16 protein-coding genes are annotated in these 17,021 nt (G+C 63.8%); 13 read left to right on the top strand and 3 right to left on the bottom strand.

Annotation, left to right across the window (positions count from 1 at the left end; genetic code table 11):
- The first annotated feature begins 51 nt into the window (after positions 1 to 51).
- The 5 genes from ACFWAD_RS28005 (at position 52) to ACFWAD_RS28025 (ending at position 4,394) form a co-directional block, all read left to right on the top strand.
- A complete protein-coding gene (locus ACFWAD_RS28005) occupies positions 52 to 1,830 on the top strand; it encodes an ABC transporter family substrate-binding protein (protein WP_378539220.1) in 1,779 nt (592 codons plus the stop codon).
- The gene (mshB, locus tag ACFWAD_RS28010) at positions 1,827 to 2,711 is read left to right on the top strand and encodes an N-acetyl-1-D-myo-inositol-2-amino-2-deoxy-alpha-D-glucopyranoside deacetylase (RefSeq protein WP_378549763.1); all 885 of its coding nucleotides are present in this window, start codon (positions 1,827 to 1,829) and stop codon (positions 2,709 to 2,711) included. Before ACFWAD_RS28005 ends, mshB begins: the two co-directional genes overlap by 4 nt.
- 117 nt (positions 2,712 to 2,828) lie before the next feature.
- Positions 2,829 to 2,987, top strand: a complete 159-nt coding sequence (locus ACFWAD_RS28015; protein ID WP_003945210.1) for a hypothetical protein — start codon at positions 2,829 to 2,831, stop codon at positions 2,985 to 2,987.
- A 93-nt stretch (positions 2,988 to 3,080) separates the two neighbouring features.
- On the top strand, positions 3,081 to 3,497 hold the full coding sequence (locus ACFWAD_RS28020; protein ID WP_378549766.1) for a hypothetical protein: 417 nt from the start codon (positions 3,081 to 3,083) through the stop codon (positions 3,495 to 3,497).
- Positions 3,498 to 3,548: 51 nt separating this feature from the next.
- Positions 3,549 to 4,394 carry a uroporphyrinogen-III synthase gene (locus tag ACFWAD_RS28025; RefSeq protein WP_378549769.1) on the top strand — a complete coding sequence of 282 codons (846 nt, stop codon included), beginning with the start codon at positions 3,549 to 3,551 and terminating at the stop codon, positions 4,392 to 4,394.
- Here ACFWAD_RS28025 and ACFWAD_RS28030 read toward each other — a convergent pair.
- Together ACFWAD_RS28030 and ACFWAD_RS28035 are read right to left on the bottom strand one after the other, a co-directional pair.
- Positions 4,354 to 5,925, bottom strand: a complete 1,572-nt coding sequence (locus tag ACFWAD_RS28030; protein ID WP_378549772.1) for a PH domain-containing protein — start codon at positions 5,923 to 5,925, stop codon at positions 4,354 to 4,356. The two genes, ACFWAD_RS28025 and ACFWAD_RS28030, sit on opposite strands and share 41 nt — an antisense overlap.
- Positions 5,922 to 6,425 carry a PH domain-containing protein gene (locus ACFWAD_RS28035; RefSeq protein WP_378549775.1) on the bottom strand — a complete coding sequence of 168 codons (504 nt, stop codon included), beginning with the start codon at positions 6,423 to 6,425 and terminating at the stop codon, positions 5,922 to 5,924. Before ACFWAD_RS28035 ends, ACFWAD_RS28030 begins: the two co-directional genes overlap by 4 nt.
- An 82-nt stretch (positions 6,426 to 6,507) precedes the next feature.
- Between ACFWAD_RS28035 and ACFWAD_RS28040 the strand changes: the two genes are divergently transcribed.
- The 8 genes from ACFWAD_RS28040 (at position 6,508) to ACFWAD_RS28075 (ending at position 15,695) form a co-directional block, all read left to right on the top strand.
- On the top strand, positions 6,508 to 6,696 hold the full coding sequence (locus ACFWAD_RS28040) for a hypothetical protein (protein ID WP_283301526.1): 189 nt from the start codon (positions 6,508 to 6,510) through the stop codon (positions 6,694 to 6,696).
- A gap of 118 nt (positions 6,697 to 6,814) precedes the next feature.
- Entirely contained in the window at positions 6,815 to 9,373 is a 2,559-nt protein-coding gene (locus ACFWAD_RS28045) for a bifunctional FO biosynthesis protein CofGH (protein ID WP_378549842.1), read from the top strand.
- A complete protein-coding gene (locus tag ACFWAD_RS28050; RefSeq protein ID WP_378539215.1) occupies positions 9,373 to 10,131 on the top strand; it encodes a hypothetical protein in 759 nt (252 codons plus the stop codon). The genes ACFWAD_RS28045 and ACFWAD_RS28050 overlap by 1 nt, the downstream gene beginning before the upstream one ends.
- 146 nt (positions 10,132 to 10,277) lie before the next feature.
- Positions 10,278 to 10,601, top strand: coding sequence for a ferredoxin (gene fdxA, locus ACFWAD_RS28055; RefSeq protein ID WP_003945248.1), 324 nt, complete (start codon positions 10,278 to 10,280; stop codon positions 10,599 to 10,601).
- 5 nt (positions 10,602 to 10,606) lie between these two features.
- Entirely contained in the window at positions 10,607 to 11,710 is a 1,104-nt protein-coding gene (dapC, locus tag ACFWAD_RS28060) for a succinyldiaminopimelate transaminase (RefSeq protein WP_003945226.1), read from the top strand.
- 64 nt (positions 11,711 to 11,774) lie between these two features.
- Entirely contained in the window at positions 11,775 to 12,455 is a 681-nt protein-coding gene (locus ACFWAD_RS28065; RefSeq protein WP_378549780.1) for a rhomboid family intramembrane serine protease, read from the top strand.
- 12 nt (positions 12,456 to 12,467) lie between these two features.
- Entirely contained in the window at positions 12,468 to 13,880 is a 1,413-nt protein-coding gene (locus ACFWAD_RS28070) for an acyl-CoA synthetase (RefSeq protein WP_378549783.1), read from the top strand.
- Between the two features lie 213 nt (positions 13,881 to 14,093).
- Positions 14,094 to 15,695, top strand: coding sequence for a substrate-binding domain-containing protein (locus ACFWAD_RS28075; RefSeq protein ID WP_378549786.1), 1,602 nt, complete (start codon positions 14,094 to 14,096; stop codon positions 15,693 to 15,695).
- Here the strand turns inward: ACFWAD_RS28075 and ACFWAD_RS28080 are convergent.
- The gene (locus ACFWAD_RS28080; protein ID WP_378549789.1) at positions 15,692 to 16,999 is read right to left on the bottom strand and encodes a DUF222 domain-containing protein; all 1,308 of its coding nucleotides are present in this window, start codon (positions 16,997 to 16,999) and stop codon (positions 15,692 to 15,694) included. The two genes, ACFWAD_RS28075 and ACFWAD_RS28080, sit on opposite strands and share 4 nt — an antisense overlap.
- Positions 17,000 to 17,021: the final 22 nt, after the last annotated feature.

Here is a 17,021-nt window from a genome sequence, read left to right on the forward strand (position 1 = left end):
CGGAAATCGAGTGCGAAGGGGCGACGCGGCCCCGTACGGAAGGAATTGTCTGTGGCCTCAGGACGTCGCTACCTGGCGTTGGCAGTGGCAGTGACGGCGTTGTCGCTGACTGCATGTACAGCCGATCCGCCGCCTCCGGTCGAGAGCACCGAAACCGTCAAGCCCACACCGACTCCGGTCGTCCCGGCGACGAAGCAGGTCACTGTGGCAATCGACGAGGTAGGAGGCGGATTCAACCCGCACCTGCTCGCGGATCAGTCGCCGGTCAACTCCGCAGTCGGTAATCTCGTGCTGCCCAGTGCGTTTCGCCCGATCAAATCGCCGACGCAACCTGGTGCGACGGAGTGGGCGATCGACGATTCTTTTCTCGTTTCGGCTGAAGTGACGTCAGAGGCTCCGTTCACGATTCGCTACCAACTGCGCAACGAAGCCCAGTGGTCGGACGGTGCTCCCATTGCAGCAGAGGACTTTCGCTACCTGTGGCAGCAGATGATCTCGGTTCCCGGTGTGGTCAACCCCGCGGGCTATCAGATGATCGACGACGTGAACTCGTCCGGCGGTGGCAAGGCGGTCAACGTGGTGATGCGTGCACCGTACCCGGCGTGGCGAGAGTTGTTCACCGATATTCTTCCGTCCCACCTGATCAAGGACACTCCCGGCGGTTTCAGCACCGGACTGAGCGAGGGGATTCCGGTGTCGGGAGCCCACTTTCACGTGCGCTCTGTCGACCGTGGCCGGGACGAAATCGTGCTCGAACGCAACGACCGATTCTGGGGCAAGCCGTCCGACCCGGATCAGATAGTTCTGCGACGCGGCGGAACGGCGTCGCAGTTGGCGGATGCCCTGCGCACCGACGACGCTCAAGTGGCGCAAGTTCATTCGGGTAGTGCCACGGATATTCAGCTGTCTGCGATCCCGGGTGTCAGTACTGCATTCTCGTACGTTCCGCGCACTCTCGACATCAACGTGAACGGGCGCAGCAAAAACTTTGCGGACGTTCGGGTCCGTAAAGGTGTTCTGGGACTGCTCGATCCGGACCTGCTCGCCGTAGTGGCGGCCGGGAGTGAATCGGCGTCGGCCCCGGTGAAAGCTCAGATCCTCGCTCCGTCGGATCCGGGATACGCACCCACCGCGCCGCCGAAGCCGACCCGAGAGCAGGCGCTGGGCGAGCTGACTGCAGCCGGCTACCTGACGACGCCGGCCACCGGAATCGTCACGGGCACTGGGACAGTCGGATCGATCGTCCGGGACGGTGCTCAGTTGACCCTGCTGATCGGTGCCCCCGAGAACGACGACATCGCGATCGCCGTGGCAAACACCGCGGCCGACGAACTGCGCGACGTGGGGATCCTCGCGACTGTCGAATCGGTGCCGCCGGAGGAACTCTACGGCGAGGACCTGACGACAGGACGCGTCGACATGATTGTCGGTTGGAGTCGGGCAGGCGCCGACACGGCCACTTCACTCGCATCGCGGTTCAGTTGCCCGAGCGCACCTTCCACTCCGGCAACAAGTTCGGCGGTACCCGCACCGACGCCGTCTCCGGAGCCTGTCCGCACGACAAGCGTCGAGGCTCCGAGCAACCTGTCCGGGCTCTGCGATCCTGCGCTGCAAGGTCGGATCGACGAAGCGCTCAGCGGCGTCGGGGATCTCGGATCGTTGATCGCCGACGCGGAGCCCAAGCTGTGGGACCTCGCGGCGGTCTTGCCGATCGTGCAGAGCCGAGCGCTGGTCGCGGTCGGGACCGGAGTCGAGGGCGTCGTGCTCGACGGCCCGGTGCAGGTGGGGATATTCGGAAACGCGACGGACTGGGTGAGGGTGGCAAAGTGACGACCTCGGCGAAACGACTGCTGTTGGTACACGCACATCCGGACGACGAAACGATCACCACCGGAGGCACCATCGCGCGTTACGCGGCCGAAGGCGTCGAGGTCACGGTCCTTACCTGCACGTTGGGGGAGGAAGGCGAAGTCATCGGTGACGCGTGGGCGGGGCTCGTGGCTGCCGAGTCGGATCAACTAGGCGGCTATCGGATTTCCGAACTGAGCGCAGCGCTGTCGGCACTGGGCAGTGCCGCTCCTCGATTCCTCGCCGGCGCCGGTCGGTATCGCGATTCCGGAATGATCGGCACACCGTCGGCCGCGAATCCCCGTGCTTTTGTCAATGCTCGACTCGACGAGGCAGTCGGCGCGGCGGTCGCCGTCATTCGTGAGATCAGGCCGCACGTCGTGATCACGTACGACCCCAACGGCGGCTACGGGCACCCGGACCACATCCAGGCACACGCGATCACCACAGCGGCCGTCGAAGCTGCAGCAACGACGGCGTATCCCGAGGCCGGCGATCCGTGGACGACCCCGAAGTTCTACTGGACCGTTACCGAGCGCAGTGGACTCGAGCGTGGCATCGCGGCCATTTCCGAGTTCCCGGCGAACTGGCGCCTGCCCGAGCCCGCGGAATTGCCGAGCGTCGATGACGGAGACGTGACGACGGCAATCGACGTTCGCGGCGTCATCGATACGAAGGCGCGGGCATTGAGCGCCCACGCCACTCAGGTGACGGTAGCCCCGAGCGGAGCCGAGTTCGCATTGTCGAACAACGTGGTCCAGCCGATCCTGACGGTCGAGCATTTCGTGTTGGTGGCGGGGACGCTTGGTCCGGTGGGTGAGGACGGTCGCGAGAGCGATCTGTTCGGCGGGCTGCCTGGCTGACGTGATCTGACCTGCGCGTCGGCTCACAGGCATTGCGATCGACGCCGTAGTGGTGTGTGATGCGTGTCACCGGATGGGTGGTCCTTTCGGTAACAGCAAAGCCTGGGGGCTGAAGAAATGTACAACTGGGACCTGCAGAACCAGATCGTTGCCTTCGTCGATTCGTTGCGTCCGATGGCTGGTTACTACCACGACTTGTATTACGGATCGCTCTACGCATTCGCGGATCAGCAAAGTCATCTGCTGACGCTTCTCGGGTTCCCGCCGGTTCCCTGATCGTCTTCGTTCTTTTCGGGCGCGAGCCGGGGTGCTTGTCGGGAGGGGACCCCGCGCTCGCGCGATGGCGACCGATAGACCACTATCAAAACCATGATCACGGTCGAGAAGTACACGGACGCCTCGACAGGAACGTCGCTGTCGTGGCTCGACCCTGTCATCCTCGGCGTCCTGATTTTCGACGGATTCCTGTGCGCGGTGCTGTCCGTTCTGTTCCTGCCGACTCATCTCGGTACGACGGCATTTCCCATCAGCATTCTCGTAGCCGCAGTCGCGAACCTCGTGTTGGTGATCGCGGCCCGCACTGTCACGACTCCGGGCAGAGCCGCATTGCCGCTCGCCGGTTGGATCGTCGGGTTCTTGGTGTGCATGGTGGGCGGCCCCGGCGGCGACGTGCTGGTGCTGTCGTCCCCACTGACGTTCTTGCTTTTGGTCGGTGCTATCGCTCCGGCCGCAGTTTTCCTTTTCAAAGTGGCGATCAACAGGCTTGCCACCCTCAGTTCGCAATAGTTCTCGGCGCGCGCGTAGGAAACTGGCCCGTGCATAAGGGACACTCAGCCTGTGGCTGAACATGATCTGGCGGGCGCGACGATCGCCTTGACCGCAGAACGGCGTGCCGAAGAATTTGCGACGCTCCTCGAGCGGCGAGGTGCAGAGATCGTGCGGACACCGGTGATCCATGTCCTGCCGTTAGTGGACGATCGAGACCTGCGCACCCAGACCTCCGCACTGATCGCCGATCCACCGGATCTGGTCGTGATCAGTACCGGAATCGGCTTTCGCGGATGGCTCGACGCCGTCGCCTCCTGGGGTTTGACCGACGAGTTCCTCGGAGCTTTGGCCCGGCCACGCATCATCGCCCGCGGCCCGAAGGCGACGGGCGCCATTCGAGGCGCGGGATTGCGTGAGGAGTGGTCCCCCTCGGGTGAGTCGTCCGAGGAAGTTCTGGCGCACCTCGGGAGTGAGGGAGTGGCAGGCTTACGCGTCGCAGTCCAGTTGCACGGCACCATCACCGAATGGGAGCCGTTGACGGATCTGAGCGCTTCCCTTGCCGATACCGGCGCGATAGTCACTCCGGTGTCGGTCTATCGGTGGATCCGGCCGCTGGATCAGTCGCCCGTCCGCGCGCTGGTTGCTGCAGTTCGTTCCGGCGCAATCGACGCGCTGACCTTCACCAGCGCCCCCGCCGTCTCCTCGATGCTCAGCACGGCAAAAGAAATGGGCGAACTGGAGCGGTTCGTCGCAGCCATGCGCGGACCGGTACCGACCTACTGCGTCGGACCGGTGACGGCCGCCCCGCTGGAACTGCTCGGTGTTCCCACCATCCAGCCGGAGCGATCGCGTCTCGGTTCGCTGGCGAGGCTCATCATCGACGACCTGCCCAGACGTCGCCTCCGCCCGGAGTGACGGCCTCGATCAAAGCCCACGCGTTCTCGGCGGGGAGATCGATCACCTCGTAGCTTCCGGTGCCGGCGGGCGTCGCGGCGACGACGGTTGCCACGCCTGCGCGACGTTGGAAGAACGTCTCGCGCACCGTCCAGCCGATGACACCTTCGGATTCGAGGCTGTGACGCTGGCGATCGAGCGAGCCGCTTCGGGTGATCAACCACCCCGGCAGAACTGCATGGCCGAGGCCGTTGTATCGGTCGTGCGCAAGGGCAGCGCCGCCGATCACGAGCACAGCGACTCCGAACCACGCATAGATCGGCACGTGGAGGCCCGATGCCGCGCACGCCACGCAGACCAGGAACGCCACTGCCGCCAGAAACAGCGCTCGGGTGTACCGGCGACGCCGCGCGGCCGGGCCGTGATTCATCAGGGGAGCGGACGCTTGGCGTGAGTCACCGATCACGGTGGCCATCACTCGCTCGGCCTCCTTGCGCGGTCCCTGCGGGAGCAGCAGCGAAGATTCCTTCTTCTCGGCACTCACGCCCGTCATGATGGCGTCGAGGCGCGCGCCGCGGGCAAGACGCAGCAGGAGCGGCTCTTTGAGCGTCGTGCCGCGCAGGCGGGCTCGGTCGAGTGTGGTCTGCCGGGTCTTCAACAAGCCGTGACTGACGTGCAGGATGCGGCCGTTGTCGGTGAGCTTCATGTTGCCGAACGCGATCAGATACTGAACGCAGGCGAGTGCACTCGACAGCACCAGCAGCACGGCGAGTGCGATGACGACCATCACCGCGATGCCGAGGCTCTCGAGGGAGTCGAAGCTGTCGCTGACTGCCGAGGACTTCGCGACGGCAGTGCCGATGCCGTATTGGAACGAGATGCCGATGATCGCCGCGATGATGGCGATTCCCGTGAACGAAAAGGGGGCATAGCGAACCCAACTCGGCTCCCAGTGGCCGATCTCGGTGTCGACTGGTTCGGCGATGTTTTGGACCGGAGTGCCGGGGACCTCAGGGTTGCGTGCCTGTTGCGCGCCGGCCAGCAGCGCGGCACGAAGGTCCGGAACCAGGGTGGTCGAGAGGGCATTGAGTTCGAACTTGTTCGAATCGTGGCCGCTCCCGGCACGTTGGCCGGTCCCGATGCGCACGATCGACAGCCCCAGCAGTCGGTGCATGACCCCGGCCTCGACGTCGACGGATCGGATGCGGCTACGCGGGACCGAGAGCAGCTTTTTCTGGAATACCCCGGTGCGCAGTTGAACGTGAACGGGCCCGATGCGGTACGTGGTGGTGAAATACCGCAACAGGCCGAAGATGACGAGCAGAGTGACGACGCCGAGACCCCACCAGTGGTTTCCGGATTGGCTGCCGAGAACGACGGAGACGAGTAGGACCGGGAGGAGTTTGACGACTTCGTTGACGGGGTGGACCAGAAGCATGCGGCGGTCGAGGCGGAGCCAGGGCTGCTCCTCTTCGGCTGCCTCGGCAGCCGCCGTTTCCGCCTCGACCGGAATCTCGATCGCGGTCGGGTCGCCCACCTGTTTCTCGTTCATGTTGCGTCCCCCACGTTGGTGCCCGCGATCTCCGTCAGTTGAGCCACCGCGCGGTCGGCGATTTCCTGGTCGAGTGCGGAGATCTTGACAGCCCCGGCCGACGACGCCGTCGTGACCGTGACGGTTGCCAGACCCAACATGCGGTCGATCGGTCCGCGCTCGGTGTCCACGGTCTGCACGCGCGAGATCGGTGCGATGCGTCGTTCCTGGGTGAACCAGCCGGTGCGTGTGTACACCGCGGTGTCACTGATTTCCCATCGGTGGACGCGATACCGCCACGCCGGAACCATCAGAATGTAGGTGGCGGCGAAGAGCACGGTGACTGCGAATACGGTGCCGACCACCCAGGACGGGATTCCGGGTATCAAGACGGCACAGACGATTTCGGCGACGATGACAGGTACCCAGAACAGGGAGGCAGTGATTGCCCACAGCCTCGGGGCTTTGGTGCTGGGTCGCCATAACGGGTCGGCCATGGTCAGCGGTTGCGGGGCAGTCATGGGCACTACTTTGGTCGAGTGAGGGGCGATCTGTCGACATCGGCCCTATCGTGGAGTGTGGCGACCGCGAAGGGAGCACGTGATGACCGAACAAGATGCGACATTCGACCCGGAGGCTCCGGAATCAGATGCGCTCGAACAATCGACACCCGTAGATCCAAACGCCCCCGAAGAACCCGATCTGACCGATATTCCACTCGACGCACCAGTGGCTGACGTGGTGGATCAACGCGTCGAGGTCTCGGTCGACGACGACTATCGGCCGTCGTGATCGAGGCGGTATCGCGGCAGTAAGGCCTCCTAGTTCTGGCACCGGGTGGCACTAGTCGTCTCACATGGCGCATGATCGCTAGGTGAACCGAACTGGTGATGACTCCGGCAAACCCACCATGCTTCCGATGCCAGGTATTTCCGCGTCCGCCTCGTCCAGTCCGTCGCCCGGCCCGTCAGCGTCGGCGATGCGGCGAGTCCTCCGTCGTGCACGCGACGGAGCGACCCTGAATGTCGACGAGGCGGCAACGCTGCTGAAGGCACGGGGAACCGATCTGACCGATCTGTGTTCCTCGGCGGCCAAGGTTCGCGACGCCGGTCTGCTGGCAGCGGGTCGGCCGAACACCGTGACGTACTCGCGGAAAGTTTTCATTCCACTCACTCGTCTGTGCCAGGACAAGTGCCACTACTGCACCTTCGTCACCGTGCCGGGGAAACTGCGTGCCGAAGGGCACGGCATGTTCCTGGAGCCGGACGAGGTTCTGGACATTGCCCGGGCAGGCGCCGAATTGGGCTGCAAGGAAGCCCTGTTCACGCTGGGGGATCGCCCCGAGGCTCGCTGGCCGGAAGCAAAGCAATGGCTGGACGAACGTGGCTACGATTCCACCCTCGACTACGTGCGAGCGATGTCGATTCGGGTGCTCGAGGAGACCGGACTGCTCCCACACCTGAACCCCGGTGTGATGAGCTGGCAGGAACTCTCACGGCTCAAGCCCGTCGCGCCGTCGATGGGCATGATGCTCGAGACGACGGCAACTCGGCTGTTCACCGACAAGGGCGAATGCCACTACGGAAGCCCGGACAAGGACCCCGCGGTTCGGTTGCGCACCCTGACCGACGCAGGCCGACTGAACATTCCGTTCACCACCGGCATTCTCGTGGGCATCGGGGAGAACTTCCTCGAGCGCGCCGAGTCGATCATGGCGATACGCAAGTCGCAGAAGGCGTTCGGCCACATCCAGGAAGTGATCATTCAGAACTTCCTGGCCAAGCCTGATACCGCGATGCGCAACACCCCTGACGCAGGACTCGACGAATTTCTCGCGGCCATCGCCGTCGCGCGCCTACTGCTCGGGCCCACGATGCGGATTCAGAGTCCGCCGAATCTCGTCTCGAACAGCGAGTGCCTCGCGCTGCTCGGCGCAGGCGTCGACGACTGGGGCGGGGTATCACCGCTGACCCCCGATCACGTCAACCCCGAGCGCCCGTGGCCCAATCTCGAGACCTTGGCCGAGATCAGCGCCGAGGGCGGCTTCACCCTCACCGAACGCACTGCGGCCCAGCCGGCGTATGTCCTGGCCGGGGCTCCGTGGATCGATCCGCGCATTGCGGGTCACGTTCAGGCGCTCGCGGACCCCAAGACCGGGCTCGCCTTGCCGGATACCAAGCCGGTGGGTCGGCCGTGGCAGGAGCCGGACGAGTCGTGGGAATCGAGCGGACGTGTGGATCTCAATACGGAGATCGACACGGACGGGCGCAACACCGAGACCCGCAGTGACCTGGGCAGTGCGTTCGGCGACTGGGAGACCGTGCGCGAACAGGTCCTCGAGCTCAGTGCTCCGATTCGCGTCGACACCGATCTGCTGGCTGCGCTGCGCAGCGCCGAACGCGATCCCGCCGGATGCTCCGACGACGAATACCTGGCCCTTGCCACCGCAGAGGGACCGGGCCTGGAAGCCGTTGTGGCACTCGCGGATGCGCTGCGCAAGGAAGCCGTCGGCGAGGACGTCACCTACGTCGTGAACCGGAACATCAACTTCACCAACATCTGCTACACGGGCTGCCGGTTCTGTGCGTTCGCGCAGCGCAAGGGCGATGCCGACGCCTTCACACTGTCGGCAGACCAGGTCGCCGACCGTGCGTGGGAAGCGCACGTCGCCGGCGCTACCGAGGTGTGCATGCAGGGCGGTATCGATCCGGAACTTCCCGTCACCGGTTACGCCGACCTGGTCCGGGCCGTCAAGAAGCGCGTGCCGTCGATGCACGTCCACGCGTTCTCACCGATGGAGATCGTGAACGGCGCATCGCGCAGCGGTGAAAGTATCAGGGATTGGCTGACGGCTCTGCGCGAGGCGGGCCTCGACACCATTCCCGGCACGGCAGCGGAGATCCTCGACGACGAGGTGCGCTGGATCCTCACCAAGGGCAAACTGCCGACGGCGGAGTGGATCGAAGTGGTCACCACGGCCCACGAGGTAGGACTGCGGTCGAGTTCGACGATGATGTACGGACACGTCGATCAGCCGCACCACTGGGTCGGGCACCTGAATGTTCTTCGCGGAATCCAGGACCGCACAGGCGGATTCACGGAGTTCGTACTTCTACCGTTCGTGCACCAGAGCGCGCCGCTGTACCTGGCAGGCGCTTCACGACCAGGGCCGACCAATCGGGACAACCGCGCTGCGCACGCGCTGGCACGCATCATGCTGCACGGCCGCATTCCCAACATCCAGACCAGCTGGGTCAAACTCGGCATCACCGGAACACAGATGATGCTCAACGGCGGAGCCAACGACCTCGGCGGAACGCTGATGGAAGAGACGATCTCGCGGATGGCGGGCTCCGAACACGGGTCCGAGAAGACCGTCGCAGAACTGCGCGCCATCGCCGAGGGAATCGGACGTCCGGCGCGCGAACGAACCACCACACATGCACGACGCGAAGGAGCGATTGCCTGATGGCTGATGTACTGGGGGACCGCAAGGTCGTCGAGGTTCTCGATCGAGCGGTATGGGGGATCAACCCGGTTCTCGACCTCGCCTACAGCGATCCGCTCGGTATCAAGCGTCGGACCTTCGAGCCGACCGATCCTGAGCGAAACGCTGCGGCGATGGTGTTGGACGCTGCAGCTTGGGTCCTCGATGTCGTCAAGTTCCCGGGAACGGCGGCGTGGTCGGTGATGACGGACGAGCAGCGCTCGAAGTGGTGGACGACCAGGTTGGGTGCACTCAACACCGTTGCCGTCGCGTTCCCCGGCATCTTCGGCGTCCTCCTCAATCGGTTGCCGATCCAGGACCTGCTGGCTTTCGCGAATCAGGCCGTTGTGCTCGTTGCGGTTGCCCGTGAACACGGAGTGACCGAACGGGATCAGCAAGTGGACCTCTTGGCGTCGGTGCTGTGCCGGCGTGAGACCAAGTCCCGAGATCTGCTCGCCGGTGAGGATTTCGCCGAAAAGTCGGTCAGCGCCGCCGACGAGACCTGGCGCCCCTTCGCATTGATCGGGACCTTGTGGCGCACCTCGAAGACTTTCCGCGCCATCACCGACGAGCTGCACAAGCGGCCGTCGCGGACGAAACCGTACGAGATTCTCGGCAAGATTCCGGTGGTCGGCGTCGTGGCGGATTACCTCGGTGAGCGGGGCGCACTGGTACGCGCGGCCGCCCTGGGGGAGAAGTGGATCGCGATTCGGTCGAGGAACATCACCGCAGTAGGCTGAAATGTGTTACCCCCGCCTGCTCAGAGTCGGTAGGCAGGGGGATAATAGGCTGTTCCCGCGGTACGTGAGAGTCGTATCGGATTTTCGGCCCCGAGCAACTGCGTGTTGCGGCGGCGATGCACGACAGGAAGGCAGGGAGATCGGCAGTGACCTACACGATTGCTGAACCGTGTGTAGATGTGATGGACAAGGCGTGCATCGAAGAATGCCCTGTCGACTGCATCTACGAGGGTGGACGCATGCTTTACATCCACCCCGACGAGTGTGTCGACTGCGGCGCGTGTGAGCCTGTCTGTCCCGTCGAAGCCATCTTCTACGAAGACGACGTCCCGGATCAGTGGAACGCGTACATCAGCACCAACGTCGATTTCTTCGACGATCTCGGTTCGCCTGGTGGAGCCGCCAAGCTCGGCAAGGTCGACTACGACACGCCGTTCATCAAGGCGCTGCCTCCCATGGGTGAGGAATAGAGATCTTGTCTCGTACTCCGGTGGCCGCTGGGCTTCCTGACTTTCCGTGGGATTCGCTCGCCGACGTCACGGCGAAGGCGCACTCTCATCCCGACGGCATCGTGAACCTGTCCGTGGGTACGCCGGTGGATCCGGTGGACCCGGTGATTCAGGAGGCTCTCGCCTCTGTTGCCGAGGTGCCCGGATATCCGACGACTCATGGCACGCTCGCGCTTCGCGAGGCCGTGGCGGAGTCACTGGATCGCCGCTACAACATTCCCGACGTCGATCCGGCAGCGGTGCTGCCGGCCATCGGTACCAAGGAAATGATCGCGTGGCTGCCGAAATTGCTTGGTCTCGGAGCCGACGATCTAGTGGTCATTCCGGAGTTGGCGTACCCGACCTACGAGGTCGCGGCGAAGTTGGCAGGCGCACGCGTCCTGCGCGCCGACGGCTTGAACAAGCTCGGTCCCGAGTCGGCGGCGATGATCTTCGTGAACTCGCCGTCCAACCCCACCGGCAAGGTGCTCGGCCTCGAGCACTTGCAGAAGGTCGTGGCCTGGGCGCGCGAGCGCGGCGCCATCGTCGTCTCCGACGAGTGCTACCTCGGATTGACCTGGGAAGCGGATGCGCTCTCCATTCTCGATCCCCGCGTCAACGACGGTGATCTGACCGGTTTGCTTGCGGTCCACTCACTTTCGAAGACATCCAATCTCGCGAGCTATCGCGCCGGGTTCGTCACCGGTGACCCTGCTCTGGTGTCGGAACTGCTCGAGGTGCGCAAGCACGCGGGAATGATCTTGCCGCTGCCGATCCAAGCCGCGATGACCGCAGCCTTGGGCGACGACCAACACGAGAACATCCAGCGCGAGCGGTACCGCGAGCGTCGCAGCGTCTTGATCGAAGCTGTTCGCGGCGCCGGATTCACCGTCGACAATTCCGAGGCAGGTCTGTACCTCTGGGCGACGCGCGGCGAGGAATGCCGAGCGACGGTCAGTTGGTTCGCCGATCGTGGGATCCTCGTTGCCCCCGGTGAGTTCTACGGACCGAGCGGGAGCAAGCACGTTCGGATCGCTCTCACCGCGACAGACGAACGAATCGCCGCAGCAGCAAAGCGCCTCTCCGCCTGAACTGTGTGCTTTCGCAGGTGTCAGGTTCCCTGATGTCGGTATCAGTCCGATGTAAGGTCGCGCTGTGACCACCTCAGGGACCGGCGGCTTGGACGCGGTACTGATCGTCGCCGTCGTTGTCGCCTCGGTTGCGCTGATGCTCACCTGGCTGAAGGATCGTCGAATATTCGGAGACTTCCCTCTTTCGGCCGCTGTTCTTTGGCTGGCGGTGGCAGTTCCGTCGATCCTGCAGGCGCTGATGCCGGGACTGCTGGACATGTTTCGTCGTGATCCCGCTCTGATTCGCGACGGTCAATGGTGGCGCATTCTGACCTCGGTGCTCGTTCAGGACGGAGGGGTCGCAGGAACCGTCACCAATCTCGTGACGCTGGCGGTGGTGGCGCCGCCGGCGTTTCGGCTCTGGGGCGCCGCACGCGGCTGGGCTCTCTTCCTGCTCGGTCAACTGCTGTTCGGGTTGCTCACCACCGCAGTCTTCCCGTCGACCGGCGCAGGCAACTCCGGCGCCACACTTGCTCTGGCAGCGGCGGCCGCGGGGATCGGCGTACTGGTGCGCCCGCGAATGCCCGAGATTGTTCTGACAGCCGTGATTGTGGTCGGCGGCGCAACCCTGGTGACGGTCGACGACGCGCACGGATTCGCCGTTCTTTCCGGGGCTCTCTTGGGGGCGGCGCTGGTGACGCTGTTCCCGCCGCACTCGATGGATGCGCGTCGGGCAGGAGAAAGTTTGCGACCATCTGCGCTGTGAGATGCTGTCGTGGTGCTGCTGAGATCCCTGAACCCCCTTGCTGTTGCCCGCGGTGACGACCTCGACGACGCCGTGACGATCGGTGACACGGTTCTCTCGCGGAGTGCCATTCTCGGTGCCGCGACCTCGGTCGCGGAGCGAGTGGCGCAGGCCGATCGGATTGCCGTATTGGCAACTCCCACAGCAAAAACGATCCTCGCCGTCGTCGGGGCACTGATCGCCGGCGTCACTGTTGTGCCGGTCCCGCCGGACTCGGGGAAGGCCGAGCGGGAGCACATTCTGCGTGACTCCGGTGCCCAGGCGTGGCTCGGCGAAACGGACGAACACTGCGAAGGCTTGCCCGTAGTTCCCGTCCGATTGCACGCGCGCTCGTGGCACAGCTATCCCGAACCGGCACCGCAGTCCACAGCGTTCGTCCTGTACACGTCCGGAACGACCGGCCCACCGAAGGGTGTTCTGCTCAGTCGCTCGGCCATCGCAGCCGGGATCGACGCGCTCGGCGAGGCCTGGGACTGGACGTGGCGAGACACGCTGGTGCACGGGCTTCCGCTCTTCCACGTGCACGGACTGATTCTCGGAATCCTCGGCCCACTCCGGATCGGCAGCCGGGTGATCCACACCGTCAAGCCGACGCCGGAAAACTACGCACGGGCCAAAGGCTCCCTCTACTTCGGTGTCCCCACCGTCTGGTCGCGTATCGCCGAAGACGAAGAAGCGGCCAGGGCGTTGTCCGGTGCCCGACTTCTGGTTTCCGGTAGCGCGCCTCTTCCTGTGCCGGTCTTCGAAAAGCTGCGTGAGCGAACAGGATTGACGCCAATCGAGCGTTACGGCATGAGTGAGACGATGCTGACCCTGAGCACGCGTTTCGACGGCGAACGACGCCCGGGGTGGGTCGGCGTGCCGCTGCGCGGTGTCGAGACTCGTCTTCGTGACGAGAAGGGCAACGACGTGCCCCACGACGGCGAGAGCATCGGCGGCCTACAGGTACGCGGGCCGATGCTTTTCGACGGCTACTTGAACCGTCCAGACGCAACCGCCGAGTCCTGGACGGAGGACGGCTATTTCAAGACCGGTGATGTCGCCGTCATCGACGAGGGTGGGTTCCACCGAATCGTCGGCCGCGAATCTATCGACTTGATCAAGACCGGCGGATTCAGAGTCGGCGCCGGCGAGATCGAGACCGCCATCCTCGGGCATCCCTCGGTCTCCGAAGTTGCGGTGATCGGTGTCCCCGACGCCGACCTGGGGCAGCGGATCATCGCCGTCGTAGTCCGAAAGGCCGGGAGTCCTGAGGTCACCGAAGCTGAATTGGTCGAGTTGGTCGGCGCAGAGTTGTCGGCGCACAAGCGTCCCCGTGAGGTTCGCTTTGCCGAGACACTGCCGCGTAACGCGATGGGCAAGGTTCAGAAGCGGGAGCTGTTCTAGGCAGGGCAGTTTGCTGAAAAGTCGCTGCGACGCTTGAAGGTTCGTGAATTCAGTCAACCTGTCCCGGAATGTGGGCTCGCTGGTTCTTGGATGATTCAGTGCTAGTTGGAATTTCTGTGTTCTTGGCTACACTACCGCCCGGTAGGGATAGCTCCAGTCGCACGCATGCCGTCGGTATGCCCCAGTGCGAGTGGCCTCGGAAGGGCAGATTTCATGGCGGGCGGACGGCATTCGAGTCCTGACAGCGGGCGGTCGATCGGGTTCTACGCAGTGGGTGGGTTGGTTGCCGTCGCGGTAGTCGCCACCGGGGTGGTGGTCTTCAAGGCAACACAGTCCGATTCCTGCGGGAGCGTCGACGAGTACTCGCTGGCAGCAGATCCTGCGATCGCGCCTGCGGTCACGGAGATCCTCGCAGAATCGTCGCCGGAGCAGACGGGCTGCTCGCGGATCACGGTCACCTCTGCGCTGCCCGGCGACGTTGCGGGGACTTTGGGTAAGGGCGTGGACGCTCCGGACATGTGGATCCCGGATTCGACAGCGTGGGTCGGCAAAGCTGCATTGACGGCCAAGGGGCCGGTGGCTGCCGCGGGAGGTTCGATCGCCACCTCGCCTGTTGTTCTTGCCTCCGGCGGTGGCGAACAGTTTGCCAGTTGGCTCACCGCGCTACAGGTCCCCGATCTTGCGCTGGGCAATCCGTTGTTCACCGGAGTTGCATCGGCGCCCATTCTCGGAGCTCTCGCGGAGACCGGCGCCACTTCCGAATCGGTTCGAGCGGCACTCGTACCCCATGCCCAAGCCGAGAGTGTTCGTACCGAAGATCAGCCGGTAGGACAGAAGATGCTCACCGAATTGGTCAGCTCCGGGAAGGTCGGTGTTTCGACCGAGCAGCAGGTAGTCGAGTTCACGAAAGCCGAGTCGAAGATTTCCGCGACAGTGCCGGCGACGGGAACCATGGTCATGGATTACCCCTTGGTGGTGAGTGCTTCGGCACCGGATCGGCACTACGCCGCAGCCAAGAAGAGTGACGCCATCGCCGACTTGTTGCACAGTGAATCTGCACAGGAAGTTCTGACACGCAACGGTTTCCGTACTTCCGGTGGTGGAGCCGTCGAAGGTGGCGTCGGTGACGTCACGGCACTGACCGTGTCCGAACAATCGGTGGCCGATCAGACACTGGGTGCTTGGGCGTTGATGGCCAAGCCGATCCGAACGCTGGTCGCGATCGACGTGTCGGCTTCGATGGACTATCCGGCAGCCGGCGGCAAGACGCGCATGCAGTTGACCACTGCTGCTGCCCTTGCCGGCAATCAGGTCTTCCCGGACAGCGTCGCTGCCGGTCTGTGGGCGTTCTCCCAAGGTATGAACGGAACCCAGGACTTTCAGGAATTGGTGCCGATCAGGCGCTACGACACCATTGTCGACGGCGTGACTCAACGAAAGTTGATGGCGGATCAGGCGAACCGGCTCACCGAACTCAAGCGTGGCGCCACAGGTTTGTACGACACGACTTTGGCCGCCTTCCGAAAGGTTCAGGAATCGTACGATCCGAGAGCTGTCAACAGCGTCATCATCTTGACCGACGGTGCCAACGAAGACCCTGACAGCATCAGCCGTGAGCAGCTGCTCGATGTACTTGCACGCGAGCAGGATCCGGCTAGACCGGTCATCATCGTCACCATCGGCATAACCGACGACGCTGATGCTGCGGCGCTCGCCGACATCTCCCGCGTGACGGGCGGCTCGACGTACATCGCTCGCGATCCCTCGGAAATTTCCGAGGTGTTCGTGAATGCACTGGCTCACCGAGGAACTTAGGCCGCATCGGGACCGGCCCACGGTATCGGAAGTGGCGGAGCCGCAGACGAATATCGGTGCCCGGTAGGTGTCGTCGTGGTGAAGGTGTGCCGATTGCCTGGTGCAGGTTCGGCAAACCAGTCCAAGCCCTGCTTGGCGTAATTGCATGCCGCGCACAATCCTGCGCCGTTGGCTGCACTGGTAGGTCCACCCTTGTTGTGATCGCGAATGTGGTCGCGGTGGCGAACCGGCGCGTCGCACCACGGAGTGCGGCAGCTTCGATCACGGAGTTCGATCAATCGCGCCAACCCCTTCGGGAAGGTTCTCGCCGTTGATTCCATCGCGGTCATCGCGCCGGTGTCGGGGCATGCGTAGATCTTTCGGACCATTGCCATCGTTTCGGAGTCTTCGCTGGACTTGGCGATCCACTCGCGTGCAATGTCGGCTGGTACAGGTCCGTACCCGTGGACGTGTGCAGGGTCGGTGCTGTCGCCCAGCAGTGACTGATCCGAGACAACCAGGTTCACGGTAACGGGTGCCGGTGTGGCGCGGCCGATTCCGGTGACACGCTCGACCAGGAGGTCAGCCATGATCTGAGCTCGCGTGCGCTCATCCCCGCCGGCACGAACGGAATCTGCATCGCGCCCGAGCGTCGCATGTACGGCGATACCTTCGGCAACGGGAAGAAGCACATTGAGCCAGCACATCGTGTCGGGCGCAGGCCGCGCCGTCACTCGTCTGTTTCCCACGGCTTTGCGTGCTCGTCTGGCGACACTGTCGGCGTCGATTTCGGCAGTGCGTGCACGGATTCTTTCCGTCAGTTGATGGTTGCCGCATCCGTCCAAGATTGCAGCGTCGCAGCAGAACTCGCGATCCAATGTAGCGCGATCCTGGGCGGTGAGACATGAAGTCTCGCGCATGAGGATCGTCGCCTGATGCTCACTGATGGAGCCGTCGACGAGTAGTCGAAGTGTGTGCGGCATCTCGTCGTTCAGTGTGCGGGCCAGGTTCAGATGCTGAGTTCCGAACCACGCAGACTCCCTCCGTGCGAGTGCAATCTGCGCATTGATGCCGCGGCCCTGGTATGAGCGCCGAACTCCCCGTTCGCCGCGGTCCTTGCGGGTGAAAGCGTCGAGATCGGCAGCCAGTAACGCTTGGGCCCCAGCGCAACTGGCCTTCAATTCTTCCAATGCGCGCAGAAGATCCACGCGTGCTGCGTTGTCGATGGAACGATCCATGCTGACGAGTGATGCTCGGAATTGTCCGATGGTCTCTTCGGATATCGCCTGTTTGGATATCGCCTGTTCAGATGCTTGCGTCGTCACTTTTACCCCCCGGTAGTGTCGA

The organism is Rhodococcus sp. NPDC059969 (assembly GCF_042738325.1).
GTDB lineage: Bacteria > Actinomycetota > Actinomycetes > Mycobacteriales > Mycobacteriaceae > Rhodococcus_F.

Excerpts from the sequence above, each read along its gene's own strand:
- ACFWAD_RS28015 (WP_003945210.1), top strand. The coding sequence starts at position 2,829 with ATGTACAACTGGGACCTGCAGAACCAGATCGTTGCCTTCGTCGATTCG.
- ACFWAD_RS28020 (WP_378549766.1), top strand. The coding sequence starts at position 3,081 with ATGATCACGGTCGAGAAGTACACGGACGCCTCGACAGGAACGTCGCTG.
- ACFWAD_RS28030 (WP_378549772.1), bottom strand. The coding sequence starts at position 5,925 with ATGAACGAGAAACAGGTGGGCGACCCGACCGCGATCGAGATTCCGGTC.
- ACFWAD_RS28035 (WP_378549775.1), bottom strand. The coding sequence starts at position 6,425 with ATGACTGCCCCGCAACCGCTGACCATGGCCGACCCGTTATGGCGACCC.
- ACFWAD_RS28040 (WP_283301526.1), top strand. The coding sequence starts at position 6,508 with ATGACCGAACAAGATGCGACATTCGACCCGGAGGCTCCGGAATCAGAT.
- ACFWAD_RS28045 (WP_378549842.1), top strand. The coding sequence starts at position 6,815 with ATGCTTCCGATGCCAGGTATTTCCGCGTCCGCCTCGTCCAGTCCGTCG.
- ACFWAD_RS28050 (WP_378539215.1), top strand. The coding sequence starts at position 9,373 with ATGGCTGATGTACTGGGGGACCGCAAGGTCGTCGAGGTTCTCGATCGA.
- ACFWAD_RS28075 (WP_378549786.1), top strand. The coding sequence starts at position 14,094 with ATGGCGGGCGGACGGCATTCGAGTCCTGACAGCGGGCGGTCGATCGGG.